Below are 16,676 nucleotides of genomic sequence, written 5' to 3' on the forward strand. Positions count from 1 at the left end.
ATTGAAAATAGGATTCCTAGGATCGGAAGACACAGTTCTACTACCTACAAGCTCGTTACTATGACCCTCGTCCAGCTCGGTTTATCTCAGAGGATACGTATGAAGGGCAAGTTGATAATCCGCTGAGTTTGAATCAGTATGTATATGCGAAGAATAATCCGTTGAGTTATATTGATCCTACTGGACATAAAGTTGCTTGGTATCAAACGCAATATTTAGTAGCCGGTTTTGTTTCGGGAGCAGTATCGGAGCTACGCCACACCATGGGAGGAATAAAAGAGACTTGGAATAATCTTTATGCAATGAAAGATTTAATTAGTGGTATCAGCTCCGGGAAAATAAGTTGGGCTCAACTAAAACGAATGGGAATTGATACTATTAAAGGTGATATAAGATATGTTTATTATAATAGGAATATTATTTTCGATAATAAGACATATAGCCGAAGTGCCATAACCTCTTATGGAAAACGTTTAGCTGGGGCCTATGCAGAAGTCATGAATATTGGAGAAACGATTTTTGCAGGGGGAGAATCTGCTAAAAGTATTATTGGTCGATTGAAGGGGACACCAAAAGCTATTAATATTCCATCTGAGTTTGCTGACCAGAAGCTCCTTGATGAACATTTTTATAAGCATAAGGGAGAATTCAAAGGTGTTTATAAGAATTCGGATGATTATCTTCAGGGGGCTAGGAATGTAATAGCTGGTGGAACAAAGGTCCAATATGAGTACACATTGAAAAATGGGACTGTCGAAACACGGATAGGATATGTTAAATATATGGGGAATACAAAAAAGGGTGAACTTAAATTTGAGTTTGTAGGAACGAATAAAGATGGAAAAATCACTACTTATCATGTCAAACGTGGAGAAGACTTGTGGAAATTGCTAAATGGATAAACACGATAAAACTATTAATCCAGTACCATAAGACAGAGGGATGATGTTTATGAAATATAAAGCATTGATAAAAGCCACAGATCCCAATATTGAAGAAGAGGTTAAGATTGAAATAAACGGGGTAGAGCTTATAGGATTCGTAGATAGTTTTCCTTACGGAATTAATATAGGAGGTTATTATCCCGTTGAAATTGGCATAACTGTTCTAGATGATTTAGAATTGAAGGAGATTGATCGACCAGCTAAAGAGATAGAGCAGATAGAAGAGGGCTTTGGGTATTTTATTCGTGGAGAATTGGACGGGGATCGCTTGTACTCTGCCATAATATTTCAAGATGATGAGTGGTTTCAAGAATACTGTTATTTAACAGGTAAATACGTTGAAATTGTGATCGATAGAATAAGCATAGAGTTCCTAGAAGAAGATTAACAACAAAAAAAGTTTTTGCATTCTTTACAACCGCAACAGCAAGATAGTGCAATACAACTAACAAACCAAACATAAACCAATTCAAACATTTGAATAACTTTTAAAAGCTCTTTTCAACTTGCACTTCAGAGTAGGGATGAGCTTTTTTTGCATGCTCAAAATCAAAAGCGAATGATACAAATGGCAAAGCGTGATCAAGTAGTGGCAGGAGAGCTGAAGAAACAGCAACCAGTACAGGAAACAGAAAAGGAAGTGTGGTCTATAGCACAGGCACGAGCATCTAGAAATGAAAAGGAATCCTGGCTTGAAGATGATTATTGTAGACTCGGTTGACTTTTTAGATAATAGCAATGAACTAATGACCTTGATTGGCTTCATGCCTTTTAAGGTTTCTTTTTTGGAGGGGATGGTCGGCGAATGAACTTATCATTACGTTGGATTCGCATTCTTTTTGCGGAATTTGGAGCCCGTTTCGGTTGGATGTTTGCCGAATTGTGGGTATGATGGAGAATAGGAGTAGCGATATCGTGAAAGAGGATGTACCGTTGAGTGTCTATTCTTTTTCCATATAAACGATAAAAGGTGAGGACAAGCGTTTGAGGATGATATCGTGAAGACGCAAGGATGTCGCTAATAACGGAGGGATCTAATTGAGCAATATTCGTATTGAGCCTGCGAAAAAAGAAGATTACGAGCAATTAAGGACCATTTTCTTTCAATCAAGAAAGGAAAGTTTCCATTGGGTGGACAGCAGTACCCTGAAAATGGACGATTTTGACCATAGTGTTGAAGGCGAATTGATACTTGCAGCTTCTGTTGACAACCAGATTGCCGGTTTCATTTCCATTTGGGAAGAGGATAATTTTATTCACAATTTATTTGTTTCGCCAGAATTTAAACGCTTCGGAATAGGAAGAGCATTATTGGATGAAGCCGTTCGATTAAAAGGAAAACCGATGTCATTGAAATGTGTCATGGAAAATAAGAATGCCTTCCAGTTCTATCTATCCCAAGGATGGAGAATAGAAAAAGAAGTAACGGATTCGGAAGAACCTTATTATTTTATGGTATTAGCCGAATAGACCTGATGAAAAATCGATCCTCCAAAGCAACAGCCTCCCGACAGGGAGGTTTTTTGTTTTCTTCAGGATTCTTAAGGTTTTCCTGGAGAGGATCTTCACGTTTGCCTTTTACACTTGGGAGGAATTCATCTCAAGGAGGCGGCGGTTATGGAGTGGGTTTCGTTTATTAGGCAGTATGCGCATAGGCCAAGAATCGTGGGAGCGGTTGCCCCCAGTTCAAAGTATCTTGCCGGGAAAATGGTAGAAGATATCGATTTTGGCCATGCGGAGTACATCGTGGAGTATGGACCGGGGACAGGCGTTTTCACGGAAAAACTGTTGGCAAAGCGGAAGCCGCATACCGTTATAATACTAGTAGAATACAACAGCATATTTTACAGCATGCTGAAGGAGAAATACGGTCGGGAGCCGAACGTTCATATCATTCACGATTCCGCTGAGCATATCGATAAATATCTCGCTCAGTATGGGATTTCCCAGGTGGATTATTTCGTCTCCGGACTTCCTTTCGCCAGCTTGTCGGCAGCCGTTTCATCCGGCATTCTAGCAAAATCCCAGCAATACTTGAAAGAAGACGGCAAATTCATCACCTTTCAATACACCTTGTTGAAGAAGGGCTTGATCAGCCGTTATTTCGGTGAGATCCGAATCAAGCGGGAAATTCGTAACTTTCCTCCGGCGTATGTGTTCAACTGCAGCGCGGGAGTCGATAATACCGAAGCAAAGAGGGGCGGGAATGGTGAAGGAAACAGTTTTGATCGTGGATGATGATGAAAAGATCCGCAATTTAATCGCCATTTATTTGGAGAACGAGGGGTATGCTACCCGGAAGGCCAAAGACGCCTTGGAGGCGCTAAGCTTCTTACAAGAGAATCGCGTCGATTTGATTATCCTGGATGTCATGATGCCCGAGATGGACGGGTGGGAAGCCTGCCTTAAAATACGGGAGGAACAAAACATGCCCATCCTGATGCTTTCGGCGAAATCCGAGGAGATGGACAAAATCTACGGCCTTTCATCAGGCGCGGACGATTACATGACCAAGCCCTTCAACCCCATGGAATTGATCGCCCGGGTGAAGTCCCAGCTGCGCCGGTATAAAAAATATAATGTTGCGGCTAACGCGGACAGCAGCGTCATTGAAATCGGAGATTTAACGATAAACACCGATACCCGCCAGGTTTATGTGGGAAAAACGGAGGTGCGGCTTACGCCGAAGGAATTCGACATCCTGGAGCTGTTGGCACGAAATAAAGGAGTGGTGCTGAGCGTGAGCCGAATATATGAGTCCGTGTGGAAGGAAGATTTCTTGAAATCCGACAATAACGTGATGGTTCACATTACGAAAATACGGGAAAAAATCGAAAGCAATCCGAAGAGTCCGCTCTATATCAAAACGATATGGGGCGTCGGGTACAAGATATGAAAAAGAAGAGGTTCAGAACCCACACGGGCAATATCACCCTCCGGCTCTTGCTTTTGCTTTGCGTGCTCCTCTTGCTGCTGACCCGCACTCTGTTCAACTATTCGAGTATCCACTCCCAATACATCCAAGACACGCTCCCCGATTTTTTGACGGTGGTCGGCGTTATTATCGCGATTATTTGGTTAATCGTTCATCGGAAAATCCGCTATTTAAATTACTTAGCCAAGAGAGTCAAAAAGATCGCTCGCAATAATTTAGGTGCAACGGTTGAAATCCGCGGAAACGACGAGCTTGCCGAGCTGGCGGCCAGCATCAATTATATGTCGCAAGAGCTGAGGATCAGGCTGGACCGGGAAAAAGCCATCGAGAGCGCGAAGGATGAGCTCATCACCAACGTTTCCCATGATTTGCGTTCGCCCCTTACGTCGATTATCGGCTATGTGGATTTGCTCAGGAGAAAAGAATATTCGACAGAAGAGCAAATGAACGATTACGTGAATACCATTTACCATAAATCGCTGAGCCTTCAGGCGCTTATTCAAGAATTATTCGACTATACGAAGCTCTCAACCCCCGGCATCAAAATCAACCGGGCAAAAGTGAATCTGGGCTCTTTATTAGAGCAACTGGTCGGTGAGTATACCCCGGTCATTCACAAAGAGGAAATGACCGTAACCTTGAAGATACCCGAGGAGGATCTTTACGTAGAAGGGGATGCCGATCAAATCGTAAGGGCGTTTGAGAACATTTTGACGAATGCGATCAAATACAGCGTTAAACCTTCCGAGCTTCAAGTGAAACTGGAGCGGCAGGGGGACCTGACGGAAATAGTCTTTTCAAACGAAGCGGATCCGAAGACGGTGGGCCGGCTGGATCAGCTGTTTGAAAAGTTTTACCGGGCCGACAGCGCCAGAAAAGACACCGGAGGAGCAGGCCTTGGCCTTGCCATCGCCAAACGGATCGTAGAGCTGCATCGCGGCCGGATCCGGGCGGATTATGTGGGTAGACGGATCCGGTTTGCCGTTGAGCTGCCGGTAGTCGAATAATGCTCAGATGGACTGCATAACAAAAGGTCGTTCCTCATTTGGAACGGCTTGTTCGGCATGCAACAAAAGTGGCGTGGGTCGTGTCTAAAGGTTATAAGAGAGGGGGCGATCCGGTATGCCGCGTTTCATGGCGTTTTTGCTGGTTGCGATCTTGCTGATAAGCGGTTGCACGGTTTTGGGCAAAGAGAAGACCGTTAAGTTTGAGGATTTGACGGCAACGCCGCTGGATGAGATCCACAGCATCGAGGTTCGCTATGGGGACGGCAAGCTCTTGACGATATCCGACCCGGACACCGTCCAGACTGTCATTTCCAAGTTAACGGAGCTTCGGCTGCAGTACGTGGCGGATATGCCGGATGGGGTAGGCTACTGTTATTTTCTGAAATTCGGCAGCTCTCCGGAAGATACCTATTTGAGTACCCTATTTATTAACGGCAAGCAGTATAAAAGTATGAATGGCGTCCCGAAGGAGTTGGATGCCCTCATTCTCGCGGAAGGGCGAAAGAAGTATCCCGATTTGCTGCCCGAGATCGTCAGTCCCTGATTCACTCGTAATAGAGCAGCCGTTTGGAATAGGCGTTGCGGTATTCGGTAGGCGTCAAGCCGACGAACTTTTTGAACGATTTCATGAAATGGTGGCTGTCTTGATAGCCTAGGCGCATGGACACTTCATTGATGTTTTGATTGGTATCCGACAGGATGAACTTCGCCGCTTCCATCTTCTGCTGTAAAATGAACTGCTTCAGCGATACGCCAGACAGGGTGGTAAACAGGTGGGATAAATACTTTTCGTTATAGCCGAAGTAATCGGCCACATCGGAAACCTTCAGGTTCTCATAGCGAAACCATTTGATGTGATCGACGATGTCGTTGTACAACTGCATTTGCTTGGAGGTTTTATCGAAATCCTTCTTGGCCGGGAAAAGCTGGTTGTACAATTCGCACAAAATAACGGTGGACATGTAATCGTTCAGCGTTTTTTCGTTATAGCAGCGGATGGAATCCTGAAGCTGCTTCATGATGACGATGATTTTTTCCGGGCTGGTCAATGTGCCTTGTTGAGGAATGACGACTTTCCCTTCCACGCGCGGAGGAGAGTCGTCTTCTTCTATGTTTCGGGGGATCATCTCGTTCTTGGTGGTGAAGTGGAGCCAGTAAAAGCTGCAATCCGACGATTTGTACCCGTACTGATTGGTCAGTGGTGCCTGAAGCAAATAGTCCCCTTTGTTTAAAACAAAGTGATCTTTATCACCGGCGATATACAGGGTTCCGTGGGTCATGACGATCAGCTCGAAGTCCAGCAAAAATCGGTTCAAATGAATCCATTCCGGGGATGGGGCGACAAATTTTCCGGTCATCACCAGTTGAACCGGGTTTTCGACGGAAAGTTCATAGGCAATCATGTAAGAATCCACCACCATTTCTAACATTTTGACACCTAAAGTAACCGCATTCAAAAATAGGATAACACAATAAAGGCAGTTTGGCTTCTTGAAAATTCATGAAAACAACGAGTGAATATAGAAGAGTTCAGATATAAGCGGCATATACCCGGATTTATGGTTCGGGGAAAAGGAGGAAAGTTAACTAACCTTTTTACACTTATTCGAACGTTGATCTATTTACCCAAAAGGGCGAGGAGCGTAAGCTAAAACTAAGCCGAGGGTGATCGATAGCCGAACATAATGAACCTGGAGAGTGAAGATCACACGATGGAATTTGCTGCCCCCCCTTACCTTATACCGGACAAAAATCACTTGAAAAGCTTTCCTTTGGAGCAAGTGGATGTAACCGGAGGGTATCATGTTCATGCTTTTCAACAAGAGTTGCGGTATTTGAAAGAATTTGAGCCGGACCGGCTGCTTGCAGGTTTTCGCGAAACCGCTGGGCTGCAGGCGTTGCAAGAACGTTACCCCGGCTGGGAGAGCACCGAGATTCAAGGACACACATTGGGCCACTATTTGACAGCTTGCTCGCAAGCTTACAGCAGTACGAAGGATGAGTTCATCCGAAAAAGGCTCGATTACATCATCGGCGAATTGAAGCTTTACCAAAATGAAAGCGGATACATTTTTGCCTCGCGGGAAGATTTATTTGACCGGGTGGAAAATAGTCAGCCTGCTTGGGTTCCGTGGTATACGATGCACAAAATTTTATCCGGGCTGATTGCGGTTCATGCCGCTACCGGCAGTTCTGTGGCTTATGAAGTCGCCGCGAAATTGGGCGATTGGGTGTACCGGCGCGCATCAAGCTGGTCGGAAGAGGTTCATACTCGGGTATTGTCTGTCGAGTACGGCGGGATGAACGATTGCCTGTATGAGCTTTACAAGGTAACCCGTGATCCCAAGCACTTGGAAGCGGCGCACTTGTTTGATGAACTGACGCTATTCACTCCGATCCGGGAGGGCAAGGATGTTTTACGGGGAAAACACGCCAACACCACGATCCCGAAGTTCCTCGGCGCCCTGAACCGGTACCTCGTGCTGGGAGAGAGCGAAGCCTTTTACCTGGAAGCCTGTATGAAGTTTTGGGATATGGTCGTCGAGCATCACAGCTACATCACTGGCGGCAATAGCGAATGGGAGCATTTTGGCGAGCCTGATATTTTAAACCGGGACCGCTCCAACTTCACCTGCGAAACCTGCAACAGCTACAACATGCTTAAGCTGACCCGGGAATTATTCCGGATTACCAGGGACGCCAAATACGCGGACTTTTACGAAAGAAACTATATCAATGCCATCTTATCTTCACAGAATCCGGAAACAGGCATGACGATGTATTTTCAACCGATGGCTACGGGCTATTTCAAGGTGTACAGCTCACCCTTCGACCATTTCTGGTGCTGTACCGGAACCGGGATGGAAAGCTTCACGAAGCTGGGAGACAGCATTTATTTTCAGCAGGATGACCGGCTCTATGTCAATCAATATATCGGCTCCGAATTGAATTGGGAGGAACAGCAAATCAAGCTCATCCAACAGGCGGACATTCCCTTTGCGGAAATCGTGAGCTTCAAGCTGCAAATGGCGGAAGGCGCAGCGAAAAAACTGGCCCTTTATCTGCGGGTGCCGGACTGGATCGCGGGACTTCCTCGGATCGACTTGAATGGAGCTGAATTGAACTTCCAGGTGAGTGGCCGTTATGCGGTGTTGGAGCGGGAATGGCGAAATGGCGATGAAATCCGTCTGACCCTCCCGATGAAGGTTTCCTACTCCACCTTGCCGGATGCCCCGCATGTCATCGGCTTCCAATACGGCCCCGTCGTGCTGAGCGCTGCTTTGGGGCAAGAGGACATGAGCTTATCGGCAACGGGAGTCATGGTCAGCGTCCCTACTAAGAGCATGCTGGTCAAAGATTTCATCACCGTAAAAGGAATGACCGTGGAACAGTGGCTGGAGCGCTTTGTGGAGCACTTCGTGAAGGAGAAGGACAAGCCGGTCTTTCGTTTACGCCATACCGACGAAGACAACCGCCTGATCTTTACCCCTCATTACAAGCAGCATTCCGAACGTTACGGTATTTACTGGACCCTTGTGGAGCCGGATTCGGCGGAATTGCAGGCACATATCCGGAAAAACAAGGACAACCAGCGGATCAAGGATGCCACCATCGACAGCCTGCCCGTAGGCAATGACCAGTATGAGTTGAAGCATGAGGTGCAGGGGGAGAAGACTTATGTCGGTGTCTGGGACGGCTACACGTTCCGGGGGGCCAATCCGGGAGGCTGGTTCAGCTACCGGATGAAGGTGATCCCGCAAACCGATCAGTACCTGTCGGTGGTTTTCTTTACCGGCAACAATGGCATGACGCTGAATATCCGGGTAGACGGCGAGCTGCTTATTAGTGAAACCGTCGAGACCGATCTGAAACGCTCCTTCTTTGAGAAACGGTATCTGCTGCCGGCTAATCTGATCCAAGGGAAAACCTCCGTGGACATTCGCTTCGAAGCTGGAGAACAAAAAATCGCCGTCTACGATGTGATGCGAACCATGAAACCCTATGATGACAATGCCGACCTTCAACAAATCGACTTTTTCGCCGGAGCGTCGGATGATAATGTTCCCGCTGTCCCAACCGTTCCAAAAGGAGAGCCTGTTCCCTCTGGTTCTGCCGATTATACCTGCCTGATCCCCAAGGATTGCGCATCGGTACGGATGAAGGTGACGCCGGCACACAAAAACGCCTTGGTTTATCTGGATGGCATCTTAATCGATGAGGCGCTCCCGCGGGAGCTTCCTGTTCCCGGCAATGAAGCTGCATTTATGCTGAAGGTGGTTGCTGAGGATTTTGCAACCGAGACCTGTTATCCCCTTGTCATGCGAAAAAAATAACGTAAGGGGCGGCACCACGCGTGCCGCACCGAACGCATTCCACTGTAAGCGCAACCATGGGATAAGCGGACAAACGCGCACCAGCCGGGTTCACTCCGTTCTGCGCAGAACCGCTTTCTATATAGCAAACGAAATGGAGGAGAAGCAATTGAAAAAGAAACTGTTTCCTGCATTGATGGCTTTGTGTTTAGGTACGGCAGTTGTAGCGGGGTGCTCAAACGGCGGCGACAAAAATAAAGATGCTGCTGCAACGGTAAAGTCTTCGGGCAATTCGGGGGCGAAAGTCAAGCTGACGGCGATCATGACCAAGCATCCGCTGACTCAGGAATTATCCAAAATGAAATGGCTGCAAGAGGCGGAAGACCGGGCAGGGGTTAATATCGAGTGGCAGGAGGTTACGGCGGATTGGGATCAGAAGAAAGGTGCCCTCCTTGCTGGCGGCGACATTCCGGACTTGATCATCGGGCCGAACGCCATTACGGACCCTGAGTATGCCCAATTCAACGGCTTGTTCCAGGACATGACGGATCTCATTGATCAATATGCGCCTAACGTTAAGGCAATGTTCGAAGCCAAGCCGGAAACGAAAGCCATCTCCACTCAACTGGATGGAAAAATCTACGGCCTCTCCAAATACCAAAGATTCTGGCCGGCATCGGCAACGAGACAGTACATCAACAAGCAATGGCTGGATAAGCTCGGTTTGCAAATGCCGACCAACTGGGATGAGCTCTACAATGTGCTGCTGGCATTCAAGGATAAAGACCCGAACGGCAATGGAGCAAAAGATGAAATTCCGATGGATTTCGCACCGGCCGGCACAGGTGGTGTAGGTTACTTTATGCCAACGGTGCTCTTGGGAAGCTTAGGCATCACCTTGACGGACGGCAGCGGACAAGGCTACTTCCTGGAAGATGGCGTAGTCAAGAACTTCTTCGTTGACGAACGCTACAAGCAATTGATCGAGTTCCTGCATAAATGCTATGCCGCCGGTCTGATCAACAAGGAAGTCTTTACTCAAGACTACACCAAGTTCCAAGCCGTAGCCCGCGGCAACGGCGATAAAGCTACCGTCGGCTTTACCTGGGGCTGGGAAATCACAGACCGCGTAGGCAACACACTGGCTCCGCAATATGAATCCATGGCGCCTTTGAAAGTATCTGCCGACGCCAATTACAAGCTGTCCTGGGACTACGACTTCAACTCTTTGAACTACGGCGTCAACATGGTATCCATGTCGGAAAAAACCAAGAACAAAGAAGCCGCTATGAAGTTCATCAACGAGCTGTATGATCCGAAAGTCAGTATGCAGGTTCTGTTCGGTTCTCTCGGCACCAACATTTCCGATAACGGTGATGGCACGTACAGCGTGCTGCCTCCGACAGACGCAGCCATGGACCCGGGTACCTGGAAATGGACGTCCACTTGGGCGGACAACGGCCCGATGTATATCTCCGACGATTTGAAACTGAATCTCGGCACGGATATGGCTTCCAACATCAAACAAACGGAGCCGCTGAAAGCAACCTTTGATGCGATCGATAAAGAAAAAGATGTGTTCCCGGGCATGTTCATCAAGTACAGCACCGCCGACAACTCCACCTTGGGCCTCAACAATACCAACCTGATGGCTTTGGTCATGCCGAAATATTCCCAATGGATCACAAACGGCGGCATTGACAAAGAATGGGATGCTTATGTGAAGAACAGCGAAAAAGCCGGTCTCACAGACAACCTGAAGATCATGCAAAAATACTACGACGATTATAAGAAAAACAATAAATAATCAAGTTTATTGCAGGAGGATGCTGCGCGCCGTTTGGGGTGCAGCATCTTCCGCCAATGAAAGGGCGTGACGGCATGCTTTCCCAGACAAAAGTCGTGAATGGGGAAATGACGAAGAGCAAAGCGAAAAAGAAGCCCACCGTCTTGAACACGTTCAAGCGCGACCATCAACTTTGGCTCATGATTATTCCGGCGATCGCCGTTATCCTTATTTTCAATTATATCCCGATGTATGGCATTCAACTGGCGTTCCGCGACTACGACTTTTCCAAAGGCTTAACAGGCGGACAGTGGCGGGGCCTCTTCTATTTCAAACAGTTTTTTGACAGCTATCTGTTCTGGGATTTGATGCGAAATACGGTGACCATCAGTCTGGCGACGATTTTGCTCGGGTTTCCCGCTCCGATCATTCTGGCTCTCCTGATCAATCAGTTGGCTGGCAAGCGCATCAAAAAGATACTGCAAACCACCGTTTACATGCCGCACTTCATCTCTGTCGTCGTCATGGTCGGGATGTTGGTCGTGCTGCTTTCCCCGAACACCGGCGTCATCGGCCGGCTTATCACAGCTTCCGGCTTGCAGAACGTCAATCTGCTGGGCTCCACGAAATTTTTCGTTCCCACCTATGTCCTGTCGGATATTTGGCAGCATGTCGGCTGGAACAGCATCATTTATTTGGCGGCTCTGTCTACAGTTGACCCTCAATTATACGATTCCGCGAAAATCGACGGCGCTAACCGGTGGCAGACGATCCGCAATGTGGATATCCCGGCGATTATCCCGACGATCATCATTCTCTTCGTGCTTAGCATGGGCAGCGTATTAAGCACCGGATTTGAAAAAGTGTTCCTGATGCAAAACTCGCTCAATCTTCCCGTATCCGAGGTTATCGCTACCTACGTATACAAAATCGGGATCAAGAGCAACCAGTTCAGCTACTCGGCAGCCATCGGCTTGTTCAATACCTTGATCAACTTCATCTTCCTCTACGCGATGAACGCCATTTCGAGAAGGTCGACGAACAACAGCTTGTGGTAAGGGGAAGGACCCCTGGCAGGAACTGTACGTTAAGGAGGCAAAGGCATGACCTTTTTCAAAAACAAAACGGCTGGAGATATCGTATTCGATCTTGTCGTCTATCTTTTGCTGGCGCTGGTCTTCGTGATCATTGCGTACCCGCTCTATTTCATCATCATCGCATCCATAAGCGACTCCACCTTAGTATCGACGGGGAAAGTGACCCTGTTCCCGCGGAATATGAGCTTGTTCGGATATAAGCAAATCTTTCAGGATTCCCGCATATGGACCGGCTATACCAATACTATCATTTATACCTTTTTGGGAACGGCTGTGAACCTGCTGTTCACACTGCCGGCGGCTTATGTGCTGTCCCGGCCGGAATTCCGGGCAAGACGGGTGATCATGTTCCTGTTCGTATTCACTATGTTTTTCAGCGGCGGCTTGATCCCGACCTATTTGCTGATCAAGGATATTCACATGGTCAACAGCATGTGGGTGTTTATCCTTCCGTTTTGCGTCAACGTGTTTAACTTGATCATCGCTCGGACATTCTTTGAATCGTCCATTCCGAAGGATTTGTTCGAAGCGGCGTCCATGGACGGCTGCACCCACTTCCAGTTTTTTACGAAGGTGGCCCTGCCGTTGTCAAAAGCGGTGGTTTCCGTTATCGGTTTGTATTACCTTGTGGCTCACTGGAACGACTTCTTTACTGGCTTGATTTATATCCGCAGCAATAACCTGCAGCCGCTGCAGATCATTCTTCGGGACATTTTGCTGTCCAACCAAGTGTTCTCTCAAGGCGCGGGCGCCGGAGGAGCGGCAGGCGGTTACGCCCAGCAATACGCCGACCAAGTCAAGTACGCGGTCATTATTGTATCTACGGTGCCGATTTTGCTGGTGTATCCTTTCATCCAAAAATACTTTGATAAAGGCGTCATGATCGGTTCCGTCAAAGGGTAAGGAGGAGAGCGGAGATGAGCGCGGTGAAAAGTGCAAATCCCTTGAAAGCTTTTGAATACACCAACGTGGCATTGAAAAACAGCCATTGGAAGCGGCAGCTGGACGAAACCATTGAAGTGTATTTGGAGATTCCCAATTACGATTTGCTTCATATTTTCCGGCAACAGGCAGGTGTGCACTCCGATGCCAATGGGCTGGCTGGGTGGTATGGAAAAAACGCCAGCACCTTCGGGCAAAAGCTGGGAGCCTTCGCCAAGCTCTATCGGGTAACCGGAGATTATCGGCTGAAGGAGAAGGCGCTGTACCTGATCGAGGAATGGATACGCTGTGCGGACCGTTCTGATAATTTGTACGATCATGACACCTATGTCTACGACAAATTGATGGGCGGCTTTTTGGATCTGTACGAGTACTTGGGTTACGAAAAGCTTGCCAAATATATGTCCCGGTTGACGGATTTTGCGGCACGGCGGTTCAAGCGGGATATCAAGCGCGATGGGCTGCAGGATCACGAGCTTTGGACGAATCAGATGATCGAGTGGTATACCTTGCCTGAGAATCTCTACCGCGCCTATCAATTGACCGGGGATGAGAAGTATAAGGCTTTCGCCGAACTGTGGGATTACGATTATTTGTGGGATAAAATGAACAGCCGTGACTTTCACATTGGCCCTCGCCATGCGTATAGTCAGGTGAATAGCTTGTCCAGCGCTGCCCGGGCTTACGAGACGACGAAGGATGAGCGGTACTTGTCGGCCATGAAAATCGCCTATGATGAAATCACCACCCATCACATTTTTGCCACAGGCGGATATGGCCCGGCGGAATGCTTGTTCACGGAGGACGAGGGCTATCTGGGAGATTCCTTGAAATCCACTTGGGACATCACTTTGGCAAGTCCGTTCTATACCAATTTCGGCGGCTCGCAAGTCACCCGCAACGACACGTGGGGAAGCTGCGAAATCTCCTGCTGCGCTTGGGCGGTGTTCAAATTTTGCAACTATTTGCTGCAATACACCGGAGATGCCAAGTATGGCGACTGGGTGGAAAAACTGCTCTACAACGGAACCGGTGGACAGCTGCCCATCGATTCTCACGGCAGAGTCATGTATTATGCCAATTACTTTCTGGATGGCGCCATCAAATCCGTTGAGGACCGGAGAATGCAGGACGGCGGAGAGGCCTTCGAATGGCAGTGCTGCACCGGGACTTTTCCTCAGGACGTGGCGGAGTATGCCAACATGCTCTACTATCAGGACGAGACTAGCTTGTATATCAGCCAATACCTCCCCTCCAAAGTAAAATGGACCCATAACGGGGTTGCCGTCGGCGTTGAAAACTATTCGAGCTATCCGGAAGAAAGCCAAGTCAGGCTGCGGATTTCCGCCAGTGAGCCGGTAGAGTTTCAGTTGAAGCTGCGGGTTCCATCCTGGGCAGGCGGTGCAAACCGTTTGATAGTAAATGGCGAAGTGGTAGAATGCCGGATCGTTCCGGGCGAGTGGGCGAAGGTAAATCGGGTATGGCAGGATGGCGATCTGGTCGAGGTGGAGTTCCCTTATTCGCTGTACTTTAAGGCGGTAGACGCCCGGAATCCGGACATTGTAGCGCTGAATTACGGGCCGCTGGTTTTGGTGGCGGATAAAATGACCCAGTTCATCGGCGATGTGGATCATCCGGAGGATTGGATTCATCCCGTCGAAAGCGAGGCCTTTACGTTCATCACCGATAAAGGGCATGTGGCGGGTTATGATTTTTTGACGAGAAGATTTACCCCTTATTACACGGTTGGCGAGATGACCTGGTACTACATGTACAACCGGATTCACTCTTGATGAAGCTTTAAGCCGCTGTCTTTAAACCGCTGTATTGTGGCTTTGCGGCTTTTGACTTTAGAGATAAACAACATCGGAGGATGGCGGATGAAAACCGAATTGGATTCTACTCTTTTGCTGGAACAACGGGCTGATCCCTATGTATACCGGCATTCCGACGGCATGTATTACTTTACGGGCTCCGTCCCCGCATATGACGGTATCGAATTAAGGAGATCGGCTACGATCCGCGGCCTTGCGGAAGCCAGCCCGGTGATCATTTGGAAAAGACACGAAAGCGGCCCCATGAGCGAGCATATTTGGGCCCCGGAGCTGCATTATTTGGACGGCAAATGGTACGTCTATTTTGCGGCGGGAGAACGGGAGGACATTTGGAAGATTCGTCCCTATGTTCTGGAGTGCGCCGCCGATGACCCTTTGACTGGCGAGTGGATCGAGCGGGGCATGATGCAAAGAGCGGAGGGTGATCCGTATTCCTTTACGGATTTTTCCCTGGACGCCACCGTTTTCGAGAATCGCGGCAAGCGCTACTTTGTCTGGGCGCAGAAGGTTGGCGGGGAAAAAGGGATCTCCAATTTGTATATCGCGGAGATGGAGTCGCCCTTGAAGCTGAAAACTATTCAAGTGCTGTTGTCCACACCGGACTACGATTGGGAACGGGTGGATTTCTGGGTGAACGAAGGGCCGGCTGTGCTGATCCGTGGTGGCAAAGTATATATTGCATATTCCGCCAGCGGCACGGGCGCTTGCTATTGCATGGGATTGTTGACCGCATCTGCAGATGCCGATATGCTGGACCCCCGCTCCTGGAGCAAGTCCCGCTACCCTGTGATGGTTACAGACCCGGAATGCAAGCTGTACGGACCGGGGCATAACAGCTTTACTCTCTCGGAGGACGGGGAGGATGTAGTTGTTTTTCACGCCCGGCCTTACGAGAAGATCGAAGGCAATCCGCTGTACGACCCCAACCGCCATGCCATGATCATGAAGCTAAACTGGAACGGGGACGGTTCGCCCCGGTTTCAATAAGGAGAAAAACCTTGTCGGCGCTGAAGTGCACCCCTTATAGTAGACATTGGAAAAACACCCTGGTGTTAAACCGATGAAAACTATAGGGGGTGCTTTTCGTTATGGACAAAAAGGGACAAAAGCATGGTACGTACAGTTTTGAAACAAAGAAGAAAGCTATAGAGATGCGGCTTCAAGGAATGACAAAGCAGAAAGTGGCAGAAGCATTGGGGATTGAGGACATAAGCCGACTAAAGATATGGATGCGTCGGTTCAAGCAGATGGGCGACTATGGCCTCATGGATCATCGTGGAAAGCGAAAAAAGTACATTGATGAGAACCGATATGTCAAACGCTTGGAGTTAGAGAATGCCGTTCTAAAAAAGTGGTTGGCCATTACGAAGGCGGAGGTGTACCAGAGAAGTATCGGCTTGTCGACGAGCTCCGTGAAAGCTTTAACGTTACAGAGCTCTGTAAAGAAGTAGGCATCTCAAGAAGCGGATTTTATGCCTATGTAAGACGAAAGGATGAAGACAAAGACGCGACGTCTAGACAACAAGTTTCTGCTACTTATGAACGCTACAACGGCATCTACGGATATCGACAAGTTCAACTGTTCATGTATCAGGATCAGGGCGTGTGGATGAACCACAAAAAGGTTTTGCGGTTAATGCAAGAAATGGGGCTACGCTCTAGGGTTCGACGAAAATACCGCCACAATAGCCGCACTTGGAACATAGGTGATCGTGTCGTAAAGAATAGCTTGGATCGTCAATTTCAAGCCGATGCGCCGAACCAAAAGTGGGTGACAGATATTACGCAGTACCGAGTTGGAGACGTCTGGCTGTATC

15 protein-coding genes and 1 pseudogene are annotated in these 16,676 nt (G+C 48.2%); 15 read left to right on the forward strand and 1 reads right to left on the reverse strand.

Features of this window, described 5'->3' with window-relative positions:
* Positions 1 to 32: 32 nt before the first annotated feature.
* From TJ79_RS27780 to TJ79_RS19435, 7 genes and pseudogenes are all read left to right on the forward strand, one after another.
* Positions 33 to 902 (forward strand): annotated as a pseudogene (locus TJ79_RS27780) (RHS repeat-associated core domain-containing protein); the annotation flags it as partial.
* Positions 903 to 951: 49 nt separating this feature from the next.
* The gene (locus TJ79_RS19410; protein WP_040952002.1) at positions 952 to 1,332 is read left to right on the forward strand and encodes a hypothetical protein; all 381 of its coding nucleotides are present in this window, start codon (positions 952 to 954) and stop codon (positions 1,330 to 1,332) included.
* Between the two features lie 650 nt (positions 1,333 to 1,982).
* On the forward strand, positions 1,983 to 2,414 hold the full coding sequence (locus tag TJ79_RS19415) for a GNAT family N-acetyltransferase (RefSeq protein WP_081757017.1): 432 nt from the start codon (positions 1,983 to 1,985) through the stop codon (positions 2,412 to 2,414).
* Positions 2,415 to 2,561: 147 nt separating this feature from the next.
* Positions 2,562 to 3,182 (forward strand): class I SAM-dependent methyltransferase, encoded by a 621-nt coding sequence (locus TJ79_RS19420; protein WP_052339765.1) that lies wholly within the window; start codon positions 2,562 to 2,564, stop codon positions 3,180 to 3,182.
* Positions 3,151 to 3,840 (forward strand): response regulator transcription factor, encoded by a 690-nt coding sequence (locus tag TJ79_RS19425; RefSeq protein WP_420319399.1) that lies wholly within the window; start codon positions 3,151 to 3,153, stop codon positions 3,838 to 3,840. The genes TJ79_RS19420 and TJ79_RS19425 overlap by 32 nt, the downstream gene beginning before the upstream one ends.
* Complete coding sequence (locus TJ79_RS19430; RefSeq protein ID WP_040952003.1) at positions 3,837 to 4,886, forward strand: HAMP domain-containing sensor histidine kinase; 1,050 nt, start codon at positions 3,837 to 3,839, stop codon at positions 4,884 to 4,886. Before TJ79_RS19425 ends, TJ79_RS19430 begins: the two co-directional genes overlap by 4 nt.
* A 115-nt stretch (positions 4,887 to 5,001) precedes the next feature.
* Entirely contained in the window at positions 5,002 to 5,430 is a 429-nt protein-coding gene (locus TJ79_RS19435) for a hypothetical protein (protein WP_040952004.1), read from the forward strand.
* 1 nt (position 5,431) lies between these two features.
* Here TJ79_RS19435 and TJ79_RS19440 read toward each other — a convergent pair whose 3' ends face one another.
* Positions 5,432 to 6,289 (reverse strand): helix-turn-helix domain-containing protein, encoded by an 858-nt coding sequence (locus tag TJ79_RS19440; protein ID WP_040952005.1) that lies wholly within the window; start codon positions 6,287 to 6,289, stop codon positions 5,432 to 5,434.
* Between the two features lie 309 nt (positions 6,290 to 6,598).
* On the opposite strand from TJ79_RS19440, the gene TJ79_RS19445 reads away from it, so the two are divergent.
* The 8 genes from TJ79_RS19445 to TJ79_RS26850 all read left to right on the forward strand — a co-directional run.
* Positions 6,599 to 9,220, forward strand: a complete 2,622-nt coding sequence (locus TJ79_RS19445) for a glycoside hydrolase family 127 protein (RefSeq protein ID WP_052339766.1) — start codon at positions 6,599 to 6,601, stop codon at positions 9,218 to 9,220.
* A gap of 148 nt (positions 9,221 to 9,368) precedes the next feature.
* Positions 9,369 to 11,006 (forward strand): type 2 periplasmic-binding domain-containing protein, encoded by a 1,638-nt coding sequence (locus TJ79_RS19450; RefSeq protein WP_040952006.1) that lies wholly within the window; start codon positions 9,369 to 9,371, stop codon positions 11,004 to 11,006.
* Between the two features lie 107 nt (positions 11,007 to 11,113).
* Positions 11,114 to 12,043: an ABC transporter permease gene (locus TJ79_RS19455; RefSeq protein ID WP_040952022.1), complete on the forward strand. Its 930-nt coding sequence runs from the start codon at positions 11,114 to 11,116 to the stop codon at positions 12,041 to 12,043.
* Between the two features lie 45 nt (positions 12,044 to 12,088).
* Positions 12,089 to 12,985, forward strand: coding sequence for a carbohydrate ABC transporter permease (locus TJ79_RS19460; RefSeq protein WP_040952007.1), 897 nt, complete (start codon positions 12,089 to 12,091; stop codon positions 12,983 to 12,985).
* A 14-nt stretch (positions 12,986 to 12,999) separates the two neighbouring features.
* Complete coding sequence (locus TJ79_RS19465; RefSeq protein ID WP_040952008.1) at positions 13,000 to 14,817, forward strand: beta-L-arabinofuranosidase domain-containing protein; 1,818 nt, start codon at positions 13,000 to 13,002, stop codon at positions 14,815 to 14,817.
* Between the two features lie 87 nt (positions 14,818 to 14,904).
* Positions 14,905 to 15,846, forward strand: coding sequence for a glycoside hydrolase family 43 protein (locus TJ79_RS19470; RefSeq protein WP_040952009.1), 942 nt, complete (start codon positions 14,905 to 14,907; stop codon positions 15,844 to 15,846).
* A 101-nt stretch (positions 15,847 to 15,947) separates the two neighbouring features.
* Positions 15,948 to 16,310, forward strand: a complete 363-nt coding sequence (locus tag TJ79_RS27785; protein WP_040952010.1) for a COG3415 family protein — start codon at positions 15,948 to 15,950, stop codon at positions 16,308 to 16,310.
* Positions 16,211 to 16,676 (forward strand): IS3 family transposase (locus tag TJ79_RS26850; RefSeq protein WP_162162975.1); only part of this gene is annotated, 466 nt, incomplete at its 3' end. The genes TJ79_RS27785 and TJ79_RS26850, both read left to right, overlap by 100 nt.

The sequence above is a fragment of the Gorillibacterium massiliense genome, from assembly GCF_000455485.1.
GTDB classification, from domain to species: Bacteria; Bacillota; Bacilli; order Paenibacillales; family NBRC-103111; genus Gorillibacterium; species Gorillibacterium massiliense.

What these genes read in the sequence shown, in the direction of transcription:
- TJ79_RS19410 (WP_040952002.1), top strand. Translation starts at nt 952, where the DNA reads ATGAAATATAAAGCATTGATAAAAGCCACAGATCCCAATATTGAAGAA.
- TJ79_RS19420 (WP_052339765.1), top strand. Translation starts at nt 2,562, where the DNA reads ATGGAGTGGGTTTCGTTTATTAGGCAGTATGCGCATAGGCCAAGAATC.
- TJ79_RS19425 (WP_420319399.1), top strand. Translation starts at nt 3,151, where the DNA reads ATGGTGAAGGAAACAGTTTTGATCGTGGATGATGATGAAAAGATCCGC.
- TJ79_RS19430 (WP_040952003.1), top strand. Translation starts at nt 3,837, where the DNA reads ATGAAAAAGAAGAGGTTCAGAACCCACACGGGCAATATCACCCTCCGG.
- TJ79_RS19435 (WP_040952004.1), top strand. Translation starts at nt 5,002, where the DNA reads ATGCCGCGTTTCATGGCGTTTTTGCTGGTTGCGATCTTGCTGATAAGC.
- TJ79_RS19440 (WP_040952005.1), bottom strand. Translation starts at nt 6,289, where the DNA reads ATGATTGCCTATGAACTTTCCGTCGAAAACCCGGTTCAACTGGTGATG.
- TJ79_RS19445 (WP_052339766.1), top strand. Translation starts at nt 6,599, where the DNA reads ATGGAATTTGCTGCCCCCCCTTACCTTATACCGGACAAAAATCACTTG.
- TJ79_RS19455 (WP_040952022.1), top strand. Translation starts at nt 11,114, where the DNA reads ATGACGAAGAGCAAAGCGAAAAAGAAGCCCACCGTCTTGAACACGTTC.
- TJ79_RS19460 (WP_040952007.1), top strand. Translation starts at nt 12,089, where the DNA reads ATGACCTTTTTCAAAAACAAAACGGCTGGAGATATCGTATTCGATCTT.
- TJ79_RS19465 (WP_040952008.1), top strand. Translation starts at nt 13,000, where the DNA reads ATGAGCGCGGTGAAAAGTGCAAATCCCTTGAAAGCTTTTGAATACACC.
- TJ79_RS19470 (WP_040952009.1), top strand. Translation starts at nt 14,905, where the DNA reads ATGAAAACCGAATTGGATTCTACTCTTTTGCTGGAACAACGGGCTGAT.
- TJ79_RS27785 (WP_040952010.1), top strand. Translation starts at nt 15,948, where the DNA reads ATGGACAAAAAGGGACAAAAGCATGGTACGTACAGTTTTGAAACAAAG.